A 22,267-nucleotide genomic window follows, 5' to 3' on the forward strand; every position below is an offset into this window, starting at 1 on the left:
GTGCCCTAATTTTTTAAAATGAAAAGAGTAATTGTTGGGTTATCAGGTGGCGTAGATTCTAGTGTGGCTGCTTATTTGTTGAAAGAACAAGGGTATGAGGTTATAGGGCTATTTATGAAAAATTGGCATGATGACTCGGTTACCATATCCAATGAATGCCCCTGGTTAGATGATAGTAATGATGCTATGCTTGTTGCTGAGAAATTGGGTATACCTTTTCAAACGGTTGATTTGAGTGAACAGTATAAAGAACGTATTGTTGATTACATGTTTAAGGAATATGAACAAGGAAGAACACCAAATCCTGATGTTTTGTGTAATAGAGAGATAAAGTTTGATGTTTTTATGGACATTGCTTTAAATTTGGGAGCCGATTATGTGGCCACTGGGCACTATTGTAGAAAAGGCACTATTACTAAAGATAATAAAACCATATATCAATTATTGGCGGGTGTTGATGGCAATAAAGATCAGTCTTATTTTTTATGTCAACTATCACAAGATCAATTGGCCAAGTCTTTATTTCCTATAGGTGAGTTGACTAAACCAGAGGTAAGAGCGATTGCTACAAAATTAGATTTGGTAACGGCAGAAAAGAAGGATTCACAAGGTTTATGTTTTATTGGCAAAGTAAAATTACCTGATTTTCTTCAACAGCAACTTAAACCAAAAGCAGGTGATATTATAGAGATTTCAAAAGATGCAGATTTATATCAAGAAGTTCCACCAGTTTTTGATTCAAAAGAAAAAGAATTAAGTTATTTGTCAAGGAAATTTGACTATACACCAAATCATGGTAAAATAGTAGGTAACCACCAAGGTGCGCATTATTTTACTAAAGGGCAAAGAAAAGGTTTAGCCGTTGGAGGTACAGTTGAGCCCTTATTCGTCATTGATACCAATGTTGAAGATAATGTGATTTATACAGGACAGGGAAAATCACATCCAGGTCTTCTAAAAAAAGCCCTTTTTGTGTCAAACGAAGAGTTACATTGGATACGAGAAGATTTAGAATTAAAAACAGGAAATTCTATGAAGGTTAAGGCTAGAATTAGATACAGACAACCTTTAGAATTGGCAACATTATATAAAGTACCACATGGGTTGTATGTTGAATTTGAAAATTTACAATCGGCCATAACCGAAGGGCAGTTTGTGGCATGGTATATTCAAGATGAGTTAATAGGTTCGGGCGTGATTTCGTAAATTAGCAGAAAACCTGCTGTTATGAAAATAGGAATCTTAAAGTGCTTATTTTTTTTTCTTAGCATTAATGTATTGGCGCAACAAGATGCATGGATTTATTTTGTAGATAAAGAGGATGTTCAGGCGTCTATAGAACATCCAATTACCATACTTTCACAAAAGGCAATCGATAGGAAAATAGCTCATGGTGTTGCTATTGATGAACGAGATGTTCCTGTTAACGAAGCCTATATTGAAATGCTTAAAAATAGTACAGGCATTCAAGTCAAGGCTAAATCAAAGTGGTTTAATGCCATTCATGTTCAAGGAAGTTTTTCTGATATTGAGTCTTTAAAAAGTTTGAACTTTGTGAGTCATGTGATTTATGCCGATGCCCAGTTAGGGACAGGTAAAACATTAAAAAGTAAGTCAAAATTTATGACTGGGCAAGTAGTGGTAGATTTTAACTACGGAAATTCATGGAATCAAATAGCTATGTTTCGTGGTGATAAACTGCATCAAAGAAGATATACAGGTAGCGGCATAACCATTGCTGTTTTAGATGCTGGATTTCCAAATGTAAACCAAATGTCTGCTTTTAAGCATTTAAGAGATGCAGGCAAACTTTTAGGAAGTTATCATTTTGTAAATCGAGAGGTTGATGTTTTTAATAATGCAACAAGTAACCACGGTACTTTGGTGTTAAGTACTATGGCTGGGCTTAAAGAAAATCAATTTGTAGGAACAGCACCTGACGCGTCTTACTATCTGTTTGTTACAGAAGATGCCACAAGCGAAACACCAATTGAAGAAAGTTATTGGGTAGAGGCTGCCGAACGTGCCGATAGTTTAGGGGTTGATATCATTAATACTTCGTTAGGATATACTACATATGATAATTCAAGTTATGGTTATACGCCTGCTGATATGAATGGCAATACAACTTTCATAACACGTGGCGCAAATATTGCATTTGAAAAAGGGATGCTTTTAGTTACTTCAGCAGGAAATTCGGGTAGCCCAAATGATGCCTGGCAAATAGTAGGAGCTCCTGCTGATGCCTCTGGTGTGCTAAGTGTAGGAGCTGTTGATGCAAATGGAAACTACGCATCATTTAGTTCAAAAGGGAATGAGGAGCAACCAACACAAAAGCCAGATGTGGTTGCTCAAGGTCAGCGAAGTTATGTAATCACTGAAAATGATGTTATAGCACAGGCTAATGGTACCTCTTTCAGCTCTCCCATTTTAGCAGGAGGCGTGGCCTGTTTATGGCAAGCTTTACCTGAAAAATCAAATGCAGAAATTATGCAAGCCGTTAGAATGTCGGCATCTCAATATGAGACTCCAGATTTTTTTCTGGGTTATGGTATTCCAAACTTGGAACAGGTACTGAATACTGAAAAGTTGGAAGAGTGGGACGATCAAACATTTGTGCTGTATCCAAATCCTATAGAGGATAAATTGTATGTAAGTGGAATTACAGATGACGATATAGAATCTTTTAAAATGTCCATTTTCAACATTCAGGGAAAGTTCATTTTAGAAACTCCTTTAGAGATCACACAAGAATATTTTGATTTGTCATTCTTAGCAGAGGGACTTTATATAATTAGTGTAGAAACCAAGTCATTTTCAAAGACCTATAAAATGATCAAACAATAATGGAAAATAAAATAACAGCGCTTTTTAAAATAAAATATCCCATTATACAGGCAGGTATGGTGTGGAATAGCGGATGGAAACTTGCAGCGGCTTCAAGTAATTCGGGTATTTTAGGGCTTATAGGAGCAGGATCTATGTATCCCGAAGTATTACGAGATCACATTAAAAAATGCAAAAAAGCAACGAACAAACCATTTGGGGTGAATGTGCCCATGTTATATCCAGATATTGAAAATATCATGAATATCATTGTAGACGAAGGCGTTAAAATAGTCTTCACTTCTGCTGGAAACCCTAAAATCTGGACTTCTTGGTTACAAGAAAAGGGAATTACTGTAGTACATGTTGTAAGCAGTTTAAAGTTTGCACTTAAAGCGCAAGAAGCTGGAGTAGATGCTATTGTGGCTGAAGGTTTTGAAGCTGGTGGACATAATGGAAGGGATGAAATGACTACCTTAACCCTCGTTCCTATAGTTAAAGAACATATACAGATTCCACTGATAGCAGCTGGCGGTATTGCAACAGGTAAAAGTATGTTAGCCACAATGATTCTGGGAGCAGATGGTGTGCAAATAGGCTCTCGGTTTGTTGCAAGTTTAGAAAGTTCTGCCCATCAAAATTTTAAACAAGCTGTGGTTGATGCTAAAGAAGGCGATACACAGCTAACGTTAAAAGAATTAGCTCCTGTAAGACTGATTAAAAATTCATTTTATAATCAAATTCAGGATTTATATAAAACCTGTCCTACAAAGGAACAATTAAAAGAATTGTTAGGGAGAGCTCGTGCAAAAAAAGGCATGTTTGAGGGCGATTTAGAAGAAGGTGAGCTAGAAATTGGTCAGATTTCAGGACTTATTCATGATATAAAACCTGTTTCAAAAATAGTAAGTGATGTAGTTAAAGAATTTGAAGCTGCTAAACTAGAAGTTTGCAAAACCACTTATTTCAAGTAACTTGTTTAAAAAAAGGAGAAATTAAATTCTCCTTTTTTATGCTTTGAAACTTAGCAATTATTTTCCTAACCCTTAAAAAATGAGAGCACGAAGTTTCTTATGTGCTATATAGTCTTAATGAGATATTATTATTGAAAGGCAAATGTAAATATTTTGTAATGATATTTTTACTTTAAAATCAAGGTATTTATTAACAAATGTTAACACCTGTCAACAGTATAAATATTCTAATTCACGGCAAATAAAGAGTATTTTTGCAAAATGCATTTAGAAAAATACACGAAGGAATTTAAGTATAATTGGCAGTTAGCGGCACCAGTAATGTTAGGTATGTTAGGGCATACCTTTGTGAGTTTTGTTGATAATATTATGGTGGGGCAACTAGGAACGGCAGAATTAGCAGCTGTTTCTTTAGGGAATAGTTTTCTCTTTATAGCCATGTCTTTAGGTATTGGGTTTTCTACAGCGATAACTCCCTTGGTGGCAGAGGCTGATGCCGCAAATAATTTTAAGGAAGGAAAATCAGCCTTTAAGCATGGGCTATTTTTATGTACCGTTATTGGCATATTACTTTTTTTACTGGTTTATTTTTCAAAGTCTTTAATGTATTTGATGAAACAACCCGAAGAGGTAGTACATTTAGCAATTCCTTACCTGAATTTAGTAGCCTTTTCACTAATTCCTTTAGTTATTTTTCAGGCATTCAAACAGTTTAGTGATGGCATGTCTATGACTAAATATCCTATGTATGCTACATTGTTTGGAAACATAGTAAACGTTTTTTTAAATTACTTACTTATTTTTGGAAAATTTGGTTTTCCTGAATTGGGTATTGTAGGAGCCGCTTACGGCACTTTAGTAGCAAGGTTACTTATGATTTGGTATTTATGGTTTTTGTTAAAATCAAAAGAAAAATCGAAGGCTTTTGTGACTAAGATTAAATTCTTTCAATTAAAACAATCAATGCTGAAAAAATTGCTTGATCTTGGGTCACCTAGTGCTATGCAGATGTTTTTTGAAGTGGCTATTTTTACAGCAGCTATTTGGCTCAGCGGGCTATTGGGTAAAAATCCGCAAGCAGCTAATCAAATTGCCTTAAACTTAAGTTCAATGACCTTTATGGTGGCTACAGGTTTAAGTGTTGCCGCTATGATTCGGGTTGGAAACCAAAAAGGGTTGAAAGCTTTCTATGAACTGAGGCGTATTGCATTTTCTTTATTTTTAATGGGGACTTTATTTGCCACGTGCTTTGCATTATTTTTCTTAGTATTTCATAATCAACTCCCCAAAGTTTACGTTGATTATGATGATGTGGTTAACTTATTAGATAATAAAGAAGTGGTTGGTATTGCTTCAAATTTATTAATTGTTGCCGCCATTTTTCAGATTAGCGATAGCATTCAGGTACTCGTTTTAGGAGCTTTAAGAGGGTTGCAAGATGTTAAAATACCCACGCTTATTACGTTTGTTTCTTACTGGTTAGTGGGATTTCCAATGAGCTGGTTTTTAGGAAAGGAAGAAGCCTACGGAAGTTTTGGTATTTGGTTAGGGCTGTTAGCAGGATTAACTACCGCAGCTATTTTGTTATATATTAGGTTTAATTATTTAACCAAAAGATTAATTTTGTCTAACGAAAAATAAAAACCAATGAGTCTTCCAAAGTTTATATTAGGGGATAATACTGAATTTCCCAACGCTATTTATGTTATTCACACTGAGTTTCCACGATTTATAATTAATTTGGAAAATGATGATCTGGAGTGGTTTGAAGATTTTGATGCTGAAGATCAGAAGGAATTAGAAACAGAAACTGAACATGCCATAAAATTAGCAACTGAATTTTATGACAGTGAAATAGCTAAGTACGAAGAATAGAAGTGTTATGGTAGATGAACTGATTAGATTAGATACAGAACTATTCATTTTTTTGAATAATTTAGGGTCAATTACCTGGGACAGCTTATGGCTGGTCATTACTAACAAACTTACCTTTATTCCTCTTTATTTAGTTTTGTTATTCATGTTGTATAAGAAATATGGGTTAAAATCACTGTTAATTTTTGTGGTGGCTATAGCTCTAATGATCACGTTTACCGATCAAATAACAAATGTGTTTAAACGAACATTTCAGCGACCAAGACCATGTGGAGTGGCCGATTTGGCAGATCAGATACGTTTTATTGCAGTGCGATGTGGGAAATATGGGTTTTTCTCAGGGCACTCATCAAACTCTATGGCGGTTGCTGTTTTTGCAGGATTACTTTTAAAGCCATATTTTAAAAATTTGATTCTGCTTCTTGTTTTTTGGAGTTTTATTGTGGCTTATAGCAGAATTTATGTTGGAGTGCATTATCCGCTTGATATTTTTTGTGGAATGACATTTGGAGCGCTTTCAGGTTTTTTATTTTACAAATTAAGCCAATATGTTTTGGCAAAATATGTTAAGAATTAAGCTTTTAATTTTAGTAAAAACTCAGCAGCCGCAAAGGGGGTGGTATGGTTGTTTTCTATTAAAATAAGCTGAGATTCTAGTGCTTTTTTAATTTTTGGTTGATTAAAAAAATCTGATTTAAGTTGGGATTCTATAGTTTGAATCAGCCAGAATTTATTTTGCTTTTGTCGTTTTATATCAAAGTGACCGTTTTTTGTGGTTACACATATATAATCTGTTATCATGCTCCAGATAAGGGTTATGCCAACATGGTTTAATGCACTGCAAACCGATACTTTAGGAGACCATTTAGACTCTTTTTCAGGATAAAGTTTCAAAGCTCTAGAGAATTCATTTGCGGCAAACTTTGCCTTTTTTTCATTATCGCCATCAGCTTTATTAATCACTATAGCATCGGCCATTTCAATTATACCCCGTTTAATACCCTGTAGTTCATCACCAGCCCCAGATAATTTTAAAAGTAGAAAGAAATCAACCATGCTATGTACGGTAGTTTCGCTTTGCCCCACACCAACCGTTTCTATGATAATGATATCAAAACCAGCGGCTTCACATAGCACAATAGATTCTCTGGTTTTTCTGGCAACACCGCCAAGCGAATGCCCCGAGGGAGAAGGTCTGATAAAAGCATTTTCATCTTTAACAAGTGCTTCCATTCGGGTTTTATCCCCCAGAATACTACCTTTTGTAATGGAACTTGTTGGGTCAATAGCCAAAACTGCCACACGTTTTCCTTGTGACGTTAAATGCTTTCCAAAAGCCTCAATGAATGTACTTTTACCTACACCGGGAACACCCGTAATACCAATGCGTATAGATTTGTTAGCATATGGAAGGCAGGTTTTTAGAAGCTTGTTTCCAATTGCTATATGTTTACTGTTTACGCTCTCAACTAAGGTAATCCCTCTGCTAAGCGCTGCAACATCTCCTTGAAGAATATCGGTTAAAAGGGTTTTAGCGTCAAGTTTTACTTTACGTTTTTGTTTAAGGTTTTCAATAGACTTTCTGTTGGTGATTTCTGAAATTGAAACACCTCCTTTTTCTTGTAATGCCGATTTCTTTTCTTTCGTCAATTCTCAGATAATTAGTTGCTTAAATTTACAATATTCTTGCAAGGGATTACCAGAGGATGCTAAAAATAGTTATTGAAGCGGAACGGCTATTTTAACATCATCCCAAGCCATGGTTAAAAATAAATTATCGGTTGAATTATCAAAACTAATGGTGAACTGCTCTACGGGATTAGCAAGTTTTTCCACGGGAACATCCACATTAATAACATCGTAGTTAGGATCCCACATAGGTTGCATTTGCGCATTAACGCCCCATTTATACTGTTTCGAATTAAAAATTACGGTCCAAGCAGAATCTTTAGGAACCGTCCATAAAGTATATTTTCCAGGGGTTAACGGCATACCTTTAACATCAAGTGTTTGGTTGGTTTCAAAAGTGGTAGCCTCATTTGCTCCAGTACGCCATACCTGATTGTAAGGTACTAGCGCTCCAAAAATTTCTCTTCCTTTTTTGTAAGGCCTATTATAGAAAACTTCAAGTTTTAAATCGTTTAATTTGAATTCAACGGTGTCTTTCGGACTTAATCGCGGTGAAAAAATGTTTTCAACAAATACAGAATATAAAAATAACCCCAATGCGATGATAGACAAAAGAATTAAGGTTCGTTTTAAGAAGGCGTTCATATGAGCAATTTTTTTGAGACGTAAAGATAATTTAAAAGGCAAAACTACTAAAATGGAAACGACATTTATTTAGCTTTGTTTCAGGTAGATTAAAAAAATAGAAGGTTTTTGCAACACCCCATTTTTTTTATCGTCTTTAATATGAACTAACACAAACCAGAAGTAACATCAGTATGTTTCAAGTTGACATTATAGAACAATGTAAACAGAACAATCGGAAAGCTCAAATGCAGTTGTACAGCCAGTACTGCGATGGCATGTATATTGTAGCTAAACGGTTTTTAAAAGACGCTGCTGATGCTGAAGATGTGGTACAAGAGGCCTTCATAAAGGCCTTTACAAAATTACATCAGTATAAAGGAGACGTTACTTTTGGCGCGTGGTTAAAACGTATTGTTGTTAATAAGAGTATCGACTTTTTAAAATCTAAAAAACAGCAGCTAGTGGCTTTGGATGAGGTGCACCTTAAAGTGGTTGATACTCAAAAAGACGACAAATGGTTGGTAGATGACACTATTACCCTTACAGATGTTAAAGTGGCTATTAATAAGTTACCAAATAAATATCAATACGTGGTGATGCTCTATTTAATTGAGGGGTATGACCACCAAGAGATTTCTGAAATCCTTGATATCACTGAGGTAGCATCAAGAACACAACTATCAAGAGGTAAGGCAAAATTACAGGAACTATTAATACAAAAGCAAAATGGCACAAGATATTAGAGATTTATTCAAGGATGATAAAATGTCAAATGAAACGATGCCTAAGAATCATCAAAACCGTTTTCAAAAGAAATTAGATATAGCCTTGCCCGTAAGTTCAAGAACAGGTATAAGTTGGATGAAAGTGGCCGCTAGCGTGGTGGTGTTTTTAGGACTTTCGTTTGGAACTTATCGTTTTTTAAGTCCGTCCCAGATAGAACCTGTTAATGTAGATAACTCCAAAAAAGTGATTGCTACCAAAACTCTAGGAGACATTTCTCCTGGACTAAAAAAAGTAGAAGACTACTATTTGGCAAGTATCAACTTAGAATTATCTAAGATGAGTTACACCCCAGAAACTAAGGAGTTATTTGATGGTTATTTGGAGCAAATAGCCACGCTTGATGAAGATTACCAAAAGCTTTCATTAGAGTTAACTGAATCGGGTCTCAGTGAGTTGACTGTTAATGCCTTAATAGATAATTTAAAACTGCGTTTAAACCTGTTGTATCGGTTACGATCGCAGTTAGAACAATTTAACGTTTCCGAAAACATAAATGCAGAAAAACAATCCATTTAAAAAATCAAAAAATGAACAGAATAATTATAAAATCTTTGGTATTCACTTTGAGTTTGTTGACCGCAACTGGCGTTATGGCACAACAGAAACTCATAAAAGTGTCTCAGGCAATAAAAGTGAACAGTGATGTTAATATTAATTTAAATACCAGTCATTGTAATATTGTTTTTGATACTTGGAAGAAAGACGTTGTGGAAATTGAAGCCTATATTGAAGGTGAGCAGCTTAGTGAAGAAGAACTGGATGATGCACTAAAATCATGGAAAATAGATATAGATGCAACAACGGATAAAGTTACTATTGGAACACAAGGACGTGGTACAAATGTTTGGGTGTATAGAACAGATACGCATGGTGATGGTGAAGCGGTTGAAGCCGTAATAAAGGAATTAAAATATGAGTTGGCAGAAATTCCAGAAATAGATTTCGATGTACACGTTGAAGTCCCAGAAGTACCTGAGATTCCAGAAATTCCTGAGTTACCACCATTACCGCCTTTACCTGAGGGCGTTGGGGCAGTAACTTTTGATTATAATGCTTACAAAAAAGAAGGTGAAAAATATCTTGAAGCTTATTCAAAGAAATTTGAAGAAGCCTATGGAGAGGCATTTGCAAAAAAGATGCAAGCATGGAGTGAAACGTTTGAAGAACGCTGGAATGAGGAAGAGTTTAATAAAAAAATGGAAGAATGGGGGGAACGTTATGCCGAGAACATGGAGGCGCATCAAGAGCGAATCATTGCGCATGAAGCACGCAATCAGGTACATAAAGAGCGTGCAGAGGCAATAAAAACTCAGGTAAAAAGACGGCAGGAAGAATTAAAGCATCACCAAAAGGAACGCGTTATTCTATTAAAAGAACGTGAAAAGCGTATAGAAGAGTTGGTACATGGTAAAGCGCATGGTAAGGTTAAAAAAACAATAAAAATAAAAATGCCAAAAGGAACAAAACTCAAGGTAGATGTGAAGCATGGAGAAATAGAGTTTGCTGCTAATATTGATAATTTAAGAGCAGATTTAGCGTATACTAAGTTTAAAGCGCAAAGCATTGATGGAAGTTTAACTTCCATTAATGCTTCCTATTCTCCTGTATATGTAAGTACCTGGCATGTGGGACAATTGAACTTAAAATATGTGAAGAAAGCACAAATAGATTATGCCAATCATCTTGTGTTGAATGCTACTTCATCAAATGTAGATGTGAATCACCTTTTAAAAAGTGCTGTTATAGATGGGACTATTGGAGATTTGAAAATTCTAAATATAGATGACAAGTTTAGCAGCCTAAATATGATTCTTCAAAACAGTGATGTGGTCATTAATTTACCTGATGTAGATTGTAATGTACAATACAATGGCACAAAATCAAGGTTTTCGCATCCCAAAAAATCACCTAATGAACAGGTGTCAAATTTTTCAACAGGGAATTTAGCTAGTGGTAAAAGTATTGTTGTTAATGCCAAGTACAGTACAGTAACCATGCAATAATTTACACGTGCATCTGTTCAGAAATAGCTTCAACTATAGTTTGTACAGGTGTTTGATAATCAAACCATAGCGTTTTTGAATCTTTCTTAAACCAAGTAAGTTGGCGTTTAGCAAATCTTCGCGTATTTTTCTTAATTTCTGAAATAGCAAAATCTAAATCCCATTCGCCTTCTAGGTATTTAAAAATTTCTTTGTAGCCCACCGTATTCAAAGCGTTAAGGTGTTTATACGGTAAAAGTGATTTTACCTCGTCAATTAAGCCTTCATCAATCATACTATTTACACGTTGATTGATTCTTTCATAAATTATAGTCCTATCTGCCATGAGGCCAATACTTATCGTTTTAAAGGGACGTTGTGATTTTCCTTGATTTAAAAAACTAGAATAAGGTTTTTGGGTTCCTATACAGATTTCCAAAGCTCTAATGACCCGATGCGGATTGTCAACAGCAATGGTGTTGTAAGAAGTCAGGTCTAATGTTCTTAATTGATTTTGTAAATCGCCTAGTCCTTTAGTTTTTAAAGTATGATTTAATGATTCACGAATGCTAGGATCAACATCAGGAAAATGATCAAATCCTTTGGTAACGGCATCAACATACAAACCAGAGCCACCAACCATAATTACGGCGTCTTTCTTTTTAAAGAGGTGTTCTAAACACGTTAAAGCATCTCGTTCAAAAGCGCCAACATTATAATGCTCTGTTATTGATTTATGATGTATAAAATGGTGCTGGACAGCGGCTAATTCATCTGGACTTGGTGCTGCTGTACCAATTTGCATGTCTTTGAAAAATTGTCGGGAATCTGTCGAAATAATGTCCGTATGAAAGTGTTTTGCAAGCTCAATGCTAAGTGCTGTTTTTCCTATGGCGGTTGGGCCAATAACAGAAATGAGATATTTAGTTGGAGTACTGACTTCTCGTTGCTTTAATTAATATGGGGTAAAGTTACTTTGAAAAATGAACAGAGCAAAAGTTTGAAGTAAAAAAACAGAGGTATATAGCAGTGTTAAGGATTGGAGCATATGTTGGAGCTCCTTGAAAAACCCGACTGAAGAAAGCCCGACCACTCGATAGCGTAGGAACACCATAACTATTATTCATACAGTTTTTCGCCGCAGTTATAACAATGGCGCGCATGATCTCTATGATTTTCGGCTAGACAGTTTTCACAAGATTGCGAATTTAAAGGCAGTTCATTATTGGGTTTTGAAGGATTTTGTTTTTTGTTGGAATGACTCGTGTATTCTGCCGATACAATGCCTGTAGGAACTGCTATAATACCATAACCTAAAATCATAATAAGTGCTGCAATAAATTGACCTATTGGTGTTACTGGAGCAATATCACCGAAACCAACGGTTGTTAGGGTTACAATACACCAATAAACACTTACAGGGATACTTGTAAAACCACTAGCGGCACCTTCTATTAGATACATGAGGGTACCAAAAATGATACAAAGTATGAGAACGGCAAATAAAAACACTGAAATTTTTGCTTTACTTGCTTTAATGGCCGATGTTAATACTTGAGAAGCGCCTAGGTAGCGGGCTAATTTCAGTATTCTAAATACTCTTAATAAACGTAAGGCACGTAAAGCGGCTAATGCATGAATACCACCAAAGATTAATGAAATATATTTTGGAATGGTAGACAGTAAATCAATAATACCGTAAAAGCTTGTAATGTACTTTAAAGGCTTTTTTACCGTGACTATTCTTGCAATATATTCAATACTAAATAGAACGGTAATAATCCATTCTGAAATATTTAAAAAATCATGGAATTTCTGGTCAAAACTTTCAATGCTCTCCAACATCACTAAAACCACACTGGCAATAATTGCCATTAGTAATATAACATCAAAAAGTTTGCCTGCTCGGGTATCTGCCTCATAAATAATATCATGAAGTTTTGTTTTCCAGTTTGTGGTTGCGGTACTCATTACCTCAAATGTATGAAAAGATTAGCTTTTTCGTTTTAATAAGATGGTTGAATTGTTTTGAATATCAATAACTTTTTGCATTATCTCTTTCAAATAAGGATAAAACTCAGGCTCAAAAACAGTTTCTTTAAAAGAAAGCATAAAGGTTAAAATAATATTATTTCCAAAGTGCTTTGCTGAAAAACTTAATTGCCCCGTTTTATGAGGTAAGTGAAATACAATATCTTTAGGAAGCTCAGATACTATATAGTCATCATTCAATTCTAGTTTATAATTTAAATAATACCCATCCTTGTAACCAAAATCAATAGGGTATGAACGCTCTTGCAGTTTGAAAGGGTTTGTGTTAAATAGTTTGATAAAGAATGGACTTATAAAAATTAAATCACTGGCTTTTTCAGATGGATAAGTCAGGGTATAGTTTTCTCCAAAGTTTGGTGATGCAATACTATTCGTATTCACAGAAAAATCAGAGATTTCTATGTCGGTTATAGTGTTTTCTAATTCATTAATGTAATCTTCAGGATCAGAAAAATAACGTTTTTTATGAGAGAGTGCGTGATATCCTGTTCTTTTAGATTCTATATGCCCAATAAGTTCATCATTTTTATTAAAGCTGAACACTGCCTTGTACATGGTATTTGTTCTATCCGTAGGATTTATGTTAATCCAATCACTTCCATTCTTAAAATCAATAAGCCTACCAAATCTATTTAAACATCTAAAAGGAATTTGTCCGAAGTACAAAAATTTATCGGTAGCATCAAGGGTATAGGTTTTATTATTAATTGTGGCCTGTGTTATTAGATAATTAAAATCAGAAAGAACTGGGTAAATAACTGTTGGTAAACCATTTTTTCTTGTAGATAATAATATAGGTTTAACTTGAATGCCTGAATCTCTCAATAAGTTATGCAGTAATATGTTTATTGAAGAAATATTCCCTGACTTATTTTTTAATAATTCCTTGATTGAAACATCTTTAAAAATTTTATATTCTCTATTCCATGTAAAGTTGCTTTGCACATACTTGTAAATACCTTGTGCCTTTTTTAAAGTATCGGTTTCACTTAATAGGTCTTGAGGTAGCAGTTCTTCAACTTCTATTTTTTTTCGCAGTTGTTTACCAATATCTTTTTCACTTTTCAATTCTATATCTACATCTTTCCAAGTTTTGGTGATATGATCAACACGACCATCAGGGCTCTTAAATGTTTCTAATTCATATTCAATTCGAGCAAGGTAATTTGACTTTGCTGTCATATAATCTTCTTCTATAAAAGCTGGTATGTTTTTCATGGCATAATGACTTATAGAACAATCAGCAGAAGCACCTCGTCCAAAGTCTATACAATGTTTTTTTATAGAAATATCATTAATTGCTAATTTTTTTCCTCCAACTAATTTTATATGATATACCCAATTACCAGGAATGCTTGTACGATATTCACTATAAAGTTTGGGGATTTCATCTTGAAAATCCCAACCGTGATATTTAAACATATATGGAGACGATATGGTATAGCTGTAGGTTATCACAGAACCTGGTTTAATATTAGGTAGGGTGAATTTTACAAGGGTACGGTTTTCATTATAATTTTCTCTAAAAATATCTTTTTCAAGAAGTTTGGTTTTTATCACTTTACCATCAATCTCATTATATGTGGTGGCTAAAATGTCATCTACTTTTTCTTCATTAGTTTTAGTAATGTAAAGCGGAATAACCACGTTAGCATGTTCTGAACCTTCTTTGGTAAGAATTTTTATTTTACGTTTAATTTTTGTTCTTAAATCAAAATCGTTTGGGTCAACATAACTATTTCCTGTTTCAAAAATAACTAAAGCATGGGCTGTTGAATCAACTGTATAGGTTTTTGAAGTAATATCCCCAAGAGATACCTTATAAGATTCTGCGTTGTAATTTTCTTGAGATTGTAAAAATAGGTTAGTTAGTAAAAATAAGGTTAGAATGGTTTTGTTCATGTGTTAGGTTATTTTTATAATCTTAAGCCTTTTATTTCGCCTCAAGTAACTTTGAATGATATGTTGGGTGTCTCTATTATTTTGCATAGGGGTAATAATCGATTCTAAAACGTCAATATTATTAATTTGATAATTTAAATTAAAGAAACCTATGCCTTTAAATACACCATTTTTAATAAGAATAGCACTGCGTTCGTCAACATCTCTGCCTTTATCTATAATAACCATGTCTTTATTGGAATAGCTATTAGTTTCAATTAGAGCATTTACCCGGCTGTTATAGCTTTCAGGTGTTTCTTTTTCAATGCAAGCACCATAGCAATTTTTTATGTCATAGTTGAAGCAACTTGATTTTGTTTGATATAATCCCGTTAGTTTTTGGCATAGGTTGTAATCTTCAACAGCTTTGGTAATAAAACTTTTACCACTTTGCCTGTTACTAAACGTGGTTATGGGTTTTTTTCTGCCATCGGCAACATCAATTTTTAAGTTAAGATAATTGTTGTCATCTTTAAAACTATACAAAGCATGTGTGAAAATAGACCGACGTAAAGCACGATTATATAAAGGTTTTATACGCTTTATTTCTTCAGACTCCTTTAATAGCGCTACAAGTTCACTTCCTGTAGCTTCATAGGTGACTGCTGTTACTTTGGACTGGATTTTTTTTGATTTTGCATTGGTTCCCGTGAAATGCTGATTGATGCGTTTTTTTATATTGTTGCTTTTTCCAATGTAAATAATATCTCCATTGGCATTATGAATGTAGTACACACCAGTAATAGAGGGAAGTTCAGCAATAATATCAATATGCCTTGGTTCTAATTGATGCTTTGGGTTAAGACGTACAGAGTTTTGAATAATACGCTTATCTGTATCTTTGTCAAGTAGCATTTTAAAGAGCTTAACCGTAGCTAAAGCATCACCTGAGGCTCTATGTCTATCTGTTACAGGAATGCCAAGTGACCTTACTAATTTACCTAAACTGTATGAGGATTGTCCTGGTATTAAATCTTTAGCAAGTTCAACCGTGCAAAGTGACTTACGCTCATAGTCATAACCAAGTCTGCGAAATTCTGTACATAAAATGCGGTAATCAAAATTAGCGTTATGAGCCACAAGAATACAATCTTCAGTAATTTCAACAATGCGCTTTGCTACCTCATAAAACTTAGGCGCGTTCTTTAGCATGTTATTGTTAATTCCTGTTAAGTTAACTACAAAAGGTTGAATATCGCGTTCTGGGTTTACCAAACTAATAAATTGATCGACTACCTCATGACCATCATATTTATATATAGCAATTTCGGTAATCCCTTCTTCATTGTACTTGCCTCCCGTGGTTTCTATGTCTAGTATTGCGTAGATAGTCTGTGTATTAATTATGGTAATAATGTCTTGCACCAAATATACTGCTTCCCACTCTAACCATGGTACTACCACAAGATATGGCTAATGGATAATCTCCACTCATACCCATTGAAATTATTTTTGGAGAAAAATTAGCTGTTTGATAGCTTTTGAGGGAGTCAAAAATGTTTTTTAAGTTCTGAAACTCCATTTTTACTTGATCATTATTATTGGTAAAAGTAGCCATACCCATAACGCCAGTAACATGTATGTTGGTTAACCTAGTAAATTCTTCTGAACTTAATATCTTTTGAGCTTCGATTGCAGACATGCCAAATTTAGAGTCTTCAGCCGCAATTTTTATCTGTAGTAAACAGTTAATAACTCTGTTGTTCTTTTTGGCTTGTTTATTAATTTCTTCTAATAACTTAAAATTATCAACACCATGAATTAGGCTTACAAAAGAAGCCATATATTTCACTTTGTTGCGCTGTACATGCCCAATCATATGCCACTCAATATCTTTAGGCAGGGCTTCGTGTTTTTCAACCATTTCCTGGATTTTATTTTCACCAAAAATACGTTGTCCGGCCTGATAAGCTTCCATGACATCACTTACAGGTTTTGTTTTTGAAACTGCAACTAGCGTAACATGGTTGGGTAAACTAGCTTTTATGTGATTAAGATTTTCTGAAATAGACATGCAAATGTTAATTGATGTTTTAGAAGCAGCTGTTTGAATTATTTTAAAAATTGAGCTGCAATTTTTTCAGCTTTTTTACTTTCTGAATAATTATAAAACCCTTCTCCAGATTTCACGCCTAGTTTTCCTGCACGAACCATATTTACTAGCAGCGGGCATGGGGCATATTTAGGGTTTTTAAATCCGTCATACATCACATGTAAAATGGATAAGCAAACATCTAAACCTATGAAATCAGCTAACTGTAGCGGTCCCATGGGGTGCGCCATACCTAATTTCATCACGGTGTCTATCTCCTCAACGCCAGCAACACCATTGTAGAGTGTTTCAATAGATTCATTAATCATGGGCATTAGTATTCTATTAGCAACAAAGCCAGGGTAGTCGTTAACTTCAACAGGTACTTTTCCAAGCTGTTTTGAAAGTGTCATGATAGATTGTGTAACGGCATCACTGGTATTGTACCCTCTAATAATTTCAACCAACTTCATGATGGGCACCGGATTCATAAAATGCATACCAATTACTATTTCTGGTCTGGAAGTTGCGGCTGCAATTTGAGTTATGGAAATAGAAGATGTGTTTGTTGCTAAAATAACACCAGTTTCACAAAAGGCATCTAATTCTTTAAAAATTTTTAATTTTAAATCAAGATGTTCTGTAGCGGCTTCCACCACTAGATTAACCCCTTTTACACCTGTATCTAAATGAGTATATGTTGAAATATTCTTTAAAGTATCTTCTTTTTTTTGAGATGTTATTTTCTCTTTAGCAACCATTCTGTCTAGATTGGTTGTAATGGTTTGCAATCCTTTATTTAAAGCAGATTGGTTTATATCAATAAGGTTTACTTTAAAACCACTTTGAGCAAAGGTATGAGCAATGCCATTCCCCATAGTACCGGCTCCTATAACTGCAATATGCTCCATTTTAAAAGCTATTTATTATTTGAGTAGCAACACGTAATGCTTCGGTACCATCATGCAATGTTACTACAGGAGTAGTATTACTATTAATGGCATCAGCAAAGGTTTCTAATTCATCTAAAATGGAATTATTTTCTGGAATGACAGGGTTGTCAAAATAAATTTGTTTTTTTACGCCTTCAGCATTTTGAAGAATCATATCAAAATCACCAGGGTTTTCTGGAGCATCTTTCATTTTTACAACTTCACATGTTTTCATTAAAAAGTCTACAGAAATGTAAGCGTCTTTTTGAAAGAACCGTGCTTTTCGCATTTTTTTAAGTGAAATTCGGCTGGCTGTTAAATTGGCAACACAACCGTTTTCAAATTCTAATCGGGCATTGGCTATATCTGGTGTGTCGCTAATAACAGCGACGCCACTGGCCGAAATGTGTTTCACTTTTGATTTTACAATACTCAATATAATATCAATATCGTGAATCATTAAATCGAGTACCACAGGAACATCTGTACCTCTGGGATTAAATTCTGCTAAACGGTGGGTCTCAATAAACATGGGTGTGTTTATATGCTCTTTTACCGCAATGAAAGCTGGATTAAAACGCTCAACATGACCTACCTGACCACGTAAATTATGCTTAGCCAAAAGTTCTCTAATGTGTTCGGCTTCTTCAACCGTATTAGTAATTGGTTTTTCAATAAAAATATGTTTGCCTTTGGCAATAGCTTGTTTTGCACATTCGTAATGAGACAGGGTAGGCGTTACAATATCAACCATGTCTACAGCGTCAATAAGTGCTTCTACAGAATTGAAAAATTTGTAACCAAATTCAGCTGCTACTTTCTTGCCGTTTTTTTCATCAGCATCATAAAATCCAACCAGTTCATATTTGTTTGATTGGTTAAGTAGTCTTAAATGAATTTTACCTAAGTGACCTGCACCAAGTACTCCCGCTTTTAGCATAATTTTCTGTTTTGAACAAAAATAAGATTTTAAGATTTGAAGTTTAGTAATTGTAATTTTTTTTTTTGGTTAAATTTCTATTTTAAAAATAATTTGAATTAGGCTTTTAAGCTTAAAAATGTTTACTAATTTTAGCCTGATAAACCACCACCAACATTGAAAGATACTTTTAAACATCAAGGCTTAAGGCAGCAGCTTGTTAATATATTAAAGAACAAAGGGATAAAAGATTCAAGGGTTTTAATGGCCATTGGGAAAATTCCAAGACATTTGTTTATGGACTCTAGTTTTTTAGATCATGCTTACCAAGATAAGGCCTTTCCAATTGCGGCAGATCAAACCATTTCTCAGCCTTATACTGTGGCTTTTCAATCGGAATTACTTAATATTAATTCAGGAGATAAAATTTTAGAGATTGGCACAGGTAGTGGCTATCAAACGGCAGTATTGTGTGAGTTAGGAGCTAAAGTTTATAGTATTGAACGCCAAAATGAGCTGTTTAAGAAAACGAGTAAATTTTTGCCTAAGTTGGGGTATCGTGCTAAGAAATTAATTTTTGGAGATGGCTATGTGGGATTGAAAGAAGAAGCGCCTTTTGACGGTATTATTGTTACCGCTGGAGCTCCTTTTGTACCCAAACCATTGCTCAGTCAGTTAAAAATAGGAGGAAGGCTTGTAATACCTGTTGGTGATGCGGTACAAACCATGACCATGTTTACAAGAAAAGGCCCTAAAGAGTTTGAACAGCATGAGTTTGGAGAATTTAGATTTGTTCCTTTATTGGAAGATAAAAACTAACGTTAAAACGTTGCTCTTAAATATTTGTCTGGAATAGGAGTTTCACTCGTTTCATGTGTCCAGAAAAGGTTAATAATCCACCAACGTTGACCATCATTTAGTAACTGAATACTATTAACACCTCGCATAAAAGGACGTTCTTCTTCATTGTTATGGTAGCATTCATAAGAGCTAAAAACCTGTGCTATATTTCCAAATCGTTCTACCTTTCTTTTTATTTCTCGTTCAATAAACCCGTTGGAAACTAACCAATCTTTTGAGCTTTTTATATAGTCATCAGGAGACATATATAAGGTTTTCCATTTTCCGTTTTTATCTTTTCCCGATGGTATAAGCTTAGCATCTTTTCTAAATAGAAACTTAAATTGTTTCCAGTTTCTTGGTACATCTTTTTCTCCAGAAATAGAATTATAAAGTTCTTTTATTGTGCTGTCAATAGTAAATACAATGGTACTATCAATGGCGGGAGGAGGTGGTGTTTGGCTAACGTTTTGCCCATAAAGACTTAACAAACAGAAATAAGCCAAAAGAAAAAAGCATCCATGTTTCATGTTTAGTTATTGTATGTTTTTTTTATTCTATCTAAGTTTCGTTTATTATCTCTGTCTTTTAAAGTTTCCCGTTTATCATAAAGTTTTTTCCCTTTTGCCAGGGCAATATCCATTTTTGCTAAGCCTTTGTCATTAATAAACAAGCGTAAAGGAATAATGGTTAGTCCTGTGTTTTGTACTTCTTTATGTAACTTTTTTAGTTCCCGCTTATTAAGAAGTAATTTACGTTCTGCCTTAGGTTTATGATTATAGTATGTACCATAAATATATTCTTCAATGGTCATGTTAATCACAAATAATTCGCCTTGTTCATTAAATTCACAAAAACTTTCAGCAATGGAAGCTCTACTGTTTCGTATAGATTTTATTTCGGTACCTGTTAACACAATGCCAGCCGTATACTTCTCTAAAATCTCATATTGAAAACGCGCTTTCTTATTTTGTATGTTAATCTTTTTCTGCATTAAGCACAAAGCTACATAATTTTAATAAGTTTCAATTTAAAAAGTTATATTCATAAACCTTTAACGAAAAGACTTCTGTTTTGTTAAAATTTTATCGATATTTTTTTTGTTAATTGTGTGAATCGTAATAATGATTGATTAACTTCTTTTTTCATTGTCTTAACTATAAAACATTTGTATTTTTGAAATTCTGATTTTATAAGACAATTCAAAAAAAGAAAAAATAAATATGAATTCATATGATGTAGCCGTAATAGGCTCTGGTCCTGGGGGGTATGTAGCTGCCATTCGTTGTGCACAATTAGGCATGAAAACAGCTATCATAGAAAAGTATGCCACACTTGGTGGAACCTGTTTAAATGTAGGTTGTATACCTAGTAAAGCGCTTTTAGATTCATCACACCATTATGAAGATGCCGTAAAGCATTTTGAAGAACATGGTATTGATATTCCTGGAGATGTAAAGGTAAACTTAGAAAAAATGATTGCTAGGAAGCAAGCGGTTGTTGATCAAACTACAGGAGGAATAGATTTTTTAATGAAGAAGAATAATATTGATGTGTATCAAGGTTTAGGAAGCTTTAAAGATGCAACACATATTAGTATTTCTGGTGAGGAAACTACCGAAATTGAAGCTAAAAATACCATCATTGCTACAGGTAGCAAACCATCCAATTTGCCATTTATTACTATTGATAAAGAGCGCATCATAACCTCTACAGAGGCTTTAAAGCTTAAAGCAATTCCAAAACACTTAATTGTTATTGGAGGTGGAGTTATTGGTTTAGAACTAGGACAAGTGTACCGCCGTTTGGGAGCTGAGGTTACTGTTGTTGAGTATTTAGATAGAATTATTCCAACTATGGATGCAGGCCTTTCAAAAGAACTAAATAAGGTGTTTAAAAAGGCTAAATTTACAATGAATGTATCTCATAAGGTGAAGTCTGTTGAGCGCATTGGCGATGAAGTTATTGTTAAAGCCGATAATAAAAAAGGTGAAGAAGTTGAAATTAAGGGGGATTACTGTTTGGTATCCGTTGGGCGTCGTCCTTATACCGATGGATTGAATGCTGAAGCAGCTGGAGTTAAATTAAATGACCGTGGACAAGTAGAAGTGAATAATCATTTGCAAACCAGCGCGTCTAATATATATGCCATTGGTGATGTCGTTAAAGGTGCTATGTTGGCACACAAAGCGGAAGAAGAAGGTGTTTTTGTAGCAGAGACCATAGCCGGGCAAAAACCGCATATAGATTACAATTTAATCCCTGGTGTGGTATACACTTGGCCAGAAGTTGCCTCAGTTGGAAAAACGGAAGAACAACTTAAGGAAGCTGGTGTTGCATTTAAAGTAGGATCTTTCCCTATGCGTGCTTTAGGAAGAAGTAGAGCAAGTATGGATTTAGATGGGTTTGTGAAAATTTTAGCAGATAAATCTACTGATGAAATTTTAGGCGTGCATATGATTGGTGCAAGAGCAGCTGATATGATTGCAGAGGCCGTTGTTGCTATGGAGTATAGAGCAAGTGCCGAAGATATTTCAAGAATGTCACACGCGCATCCTACGTTTACAGAAGCCATTAAAGAAGCGGCTTTAGCAGCTACGGAAGATAGAGCGCTACATATTTAAGGCTTATAAAATATAATCCTAAGTTATTTCCTAAGGGTTAGAAATGCTAAATCTCATTACAAATTTATGTTTGTAATGAGATTTTCTTTTAAATAGATATTACTTTTTATTCACCTTAATCAAGGCGGTAGATTTACTTAACGTTTTCTAAAATCTTGTTGAAGTCTATTTTCAAATCAATAAGCTTTCCAGAATGAATATCAAATACCCAACTGGACTTGCAACAAA

At 34.5% G+C, this 22,267-nt stretch carries 22 protein-coding genes; 11 read left to right on the plus strand and 11 right to left on the minus strand.

Annotated features, from left to right (window positions below; all coding sequences use genetic code 11):
* Nucleotides 1-18: 18 nt before the first annotated feature.
* The 6 genes from mnmA (at nt 19) to KFZ70_RS11760 (ending at nt 6,252) form a co-directional block, all read left to right on the plus strand.
* Nucleotides 19-1,206 (plus strand): tRNA 2-thiouridine(34) synthase MnmA, encoded by a 1,188-nt coding sequence (gene mnmA / locus KFZ70_RS11735; RefSeq protein ID WP_139697989.1) that lies wholly within the window; start codon nt 19-21, stop codon nt 1,204-1,206.
* Nucleotides 1,207-1,227: 21 nt separating this feature from the next.
* Nucleotides 1,228-2,847 carry a S8 family serine peptidase gene (locus tag KFZ70_RS11740; protein WP_139697988.1) on the plus strand — a complete coding sequence of 540 codons (1,620 nt, stop codon included), beginning with the start codon at nt 1,228-1,230 and terminating at the stop codon, nt 2,845-2,847.
* Nucleotides 2,847-3,800 carry a nitronate monooxygenase family protein gene (locus tag KFZ70_RS11745; protein WP_139697987.1) on the plus strand — a complete coding sequence of 318 codons (954 nt, stop codon included), beginning with the start codon at nt 2,847-2,849 and terminating at the stop codon, nt 3,798-3,800. The genes KFZ70_RS11740 and KFZ70_RS11745 overlap by 1 nt, the downstream gene beginning before the upstream one ends.
* 261 nt (nt 3,801-4,061) lie before the next feature.
* Nucleotides 4,062-5,441 (plus strand): MATE family efflux transporter, encoded by a 1,380-nt coding sequence (locus tag KFZ70_RS11750; RefSeq protein WP_139697986.1) that lies wholly within the window; start codon nt 4,062-4,064, stop codon nt 5,439-5,441.
* A 6-nt stretch (nt 5,442-5,447) separates the two neighbouring features.
* Complete coding sequence (locus KFZ70_RS11755) at nt 5,448-5,675, plus strand: hypothetical protein (RefSeq protein WP_139697985.1); 228 nt, start codon at nt 5,448-5,450, stop codon at nt 5,673-5,675.
* Between the two features lie 7 nt (nt 5,676-5,682).
* Complete coding sequence (locus KFZ70_RS11760; protein ID WP_139697984.1) at nt 5,683-6,252, plus strand: phosphatase PAP2 family protein; 570 nt, start codon at nt 5,683-5,685, stop codon at nt 6,250-6,252.
* Here KFZ70_RS11760 and meaB read toward each other — a convergent pair.
* Nucleotides 6,249-7,325, minus strand: a complete 1,077-nt coding sequence (gene meaB, locus KFZ70_RS11765) for a methylmalonyl Co-A mutase-associated GTPase MeaB (RefSeq protein ID WP_139697983.1) — start codon at nt 7,323-7,325, stop codon at nt 6,249-6,251. The two genes, KFZ70_RS11760 and meaB, sit on opposite strands and share 4 nt — an antisense overlap.
* 69 nt (nt 7,326-7,394) lie before the next feature.
* Nucleotides 7,395-7,949, minus strand: a complete 555-nt coding sequence (locus KFZ70_RS11770) for a DUF2911 domain-containing protein (protein ID WP_139697982.1) — start codon at nt 7,947-7,949, stop codon at nt 7,395-7,397.
* A gap of 173 nt (nt 7,950-8,122) precedes the next feature.
* On the opposite strand from KFZ70_RS11770, the gene KFZ70_RS11775 reads away from it, so the two are divergent.
* Genes KFZ70_RS11775 through KFZ70_RS11785 form a run of 3 tightly spaced genes read left to right on the plus strand, consistent with a single transcriptional unit; the run spans nt 8,123 to nt 10,720 of the window.
* Nucleotides 8,123-8,674, plus strand: a complete 552-nt coding sequence (locus tag KFZ70_RS11775; RefSeq protein ID WP_139697981.1) for an RNA polymerase sigma factor — start codon at nt 8,123-8,125, stop codon at nt 8,672-8,674.
* The gene (locus KFZ70_RS11780; protein ID WP_139697980.1) at nt 8,658-9,233 is read left to right on the plus strand and encodes a hypothetical protein; all 576 of its coding nucleotides are present in this window, start codon (nt 8,658-8,660) and stop codon (nt 9,231-9,233) included. Before KFZ70_RS11775 ends, KFZ70_RS11780 begins: the two co-directional genes overlap by 17 nt.
* Before the next feature lie 11 nt (nt 9,234-9,244).
* Nucleotides 9,245-10,720, plus strand: a complete 1,476-nt coding sequence (locus tag KFZ70_RS11785; RefSeq protein ID WP_139697979.1) for a hypothetical protein — start codon at nt 9,245-9,247, stop codon at nt 10,718-10,720.
* A gap of 1 nt (nt 10,721) precedes the next feature.
* On the opposite strand, the gene miaA is transcribed toward KFZ70_RS11785, so the two are convergent.
* The 7 genes from miaA to KFZ70_RS11820 all read right to left on the minus strand — a co-directional run bounded on the left by miaA (nt 10,722) and on the right by KFZ70_RS11820 (nt 18,596).
* Nucleotides 10,722-11,615 (minus strand): tRNA (adenosine(37)-N6)-dimethylallyltransferase MiaA, encoded by an 894-nt coding sequence (gene miaA / locus KFZ70_RS11790; protein WP_139697978.1) that lies wholly within the window; start codon nt 11,613-11,615, stop codon nt 10,722-10,724.
* Nucleotides 11,616-11,818: 203 nt separating this feature from the next.
* Nucleotides 11,819-12,670 carry an ion transporter gene (locus KFZ70_RS11795; protein ID WP_139697977.1) on the minus strand — a complete coding sequence of 284 codons (852 nt, stop codon included), beginning with the start codon at nt 12,668-12,670 and terminating at the stop codon, nt 11,819-11,821.
* A gap of 21 nt (nt 12,671-12,691) precedes the next feature.
* Nucleotides 12,692-14,653, minus strand: a complete 1,962-nt coding sequence (locus KFZ70_RS11800) for a DUF3857 domain-containing protein (RefSeq protein WP_139697976.1) — start codon at nt 14,651-14,653, stop codon at nt 12,692-12,694.
* Between the two features lie 3 nt (nt 14,654-14,656).
* Nucleotides 14,657-16,021 carry an exonuclease domain-containing protein gene (locus tag KFZ70_RS11805; RefSeq protein ID WP_139698122.1) on the minus strand — a complete coding sequence of 455 codons (1,365 nt, stop codon included), beginning with the start codon at nt 16,019-16,021 and terminating at the stop codon, nt 14,657-14,659.
* Between the two features lie 10 nt (nt 16,022-16,031).
* On the minus strand, nt 16,032-16,706 hold the full coding sequence (locus KFZ70_RS11810; protein ID WP_139697975.1) for a YggS family pyridoxal phosphate-dependent enzyme: 675 nt from the start codon (nt 16,704-16,706) through the stop codon (nt 16,032-16,034).
* 38 nt (nt 16,707-16,744) lie between these two features.
* Complete coding sequence (locus KFZ70_RS11815) at nt 16,745-17,635, minus strand: 3-hydroxyacyl-CoA dehydrogenase family protein (RefSeq protein WP_139697974.1); 891 nt, start codon at nt 17,633-17,635, stop codon at nt 16,745-16,747.
* 1 nt (nt 17,636) lies between these two features.
* Nucleotides 17,637-18,596 (minus strand): Gfo/Idh/MocA family protein, encoded by a 960-nt coding sequence (locus KFZ70_RS11820; protein WP_139697973.1) that lies wholly within the window; start codon nt 18,594-18,596, stop codon nt 17,637-17,639.
* Between the two features lie 156 nt (nt 18,597-18,752).
* Between KFZ70_RS11820 and KFZ70_RS11825 the strand changes: the two genes are divergently transcribed.
* Nucleotides 18,753-19,394 carry a protein-L-isoaspartate(D-aspartate) O-methyltransferase gene (locus KFZ70_RS11825; RefSeq protein WP_139697972.1) on the plus strand — a complete coding sequence of 214 codons (642 nt, stop codon included), beginning with the start codon at nt 18,753-18,755 and terminating at the stop codon, nt 19,392-19,394.
* Between the two features lie 2 nt (nt 19,395-19,396).
* Here the strand turns inward: KFZ70_RS11825 and KFZ70_RS11830 are convergent, their stop codons facing one another.
* Nucleotides 19,397-19,945 carry a hypothetical protein gene (locus tag KFZ70_RS11830; protein ID WP_139697971.1) on the minus strand — a complete coding sequence of 183 codons (549 nt, stop codon included), beginning with the start codon at nt 19,943-19,945 and terminating at the stop codon, nt 19,397-19,399.
* A 2-nt stretch (nt 19,946-19,947) separates the two neighbouring features.
* The gene (smpB, locus tag KFZ70_RS11835) at nt 19,948-20,409 is read right to left on the minus strand and encodes an SsrA-binding protein SmpB (RefSeq protein WP_139697970.1); all 462 of its coding nucleotides are present in this window, start codon (nt 20,407-20,409) and stop codon (nt 19,948-19,950) included.
* Between the two features lie 229 nt (nt 20,410-20,638).
* Here smpB and lpdA point away from each other — a divergent pair, with 229 nt between their 5' ends.
* On the plus strand, nt 20,639-22,039 hold the full coding sequence (gene lpdA / locus KFZ70_RS11840) for a dihydrolipoyl dehydrogenase (protein WP_139697969.1): 1,401 nt from the start codon (nt 20,639-20,641) through the stop codon (nt 22,037-22,039).
* Nucleotides 22,040-22,267: the final 228 nt, after the last annotated feature.

Source organism: Allotamlana fucoidanivorans, from assembly GCF_045788535.1.
In the GTDB taxonomy this organism is placed as follows: Bacteria; Bacteroidota; Bacteroidia; order Flavobacteriales; family Flavobacteriaceae; genus Allotamlana; species Allotamlana fucoidanivorans.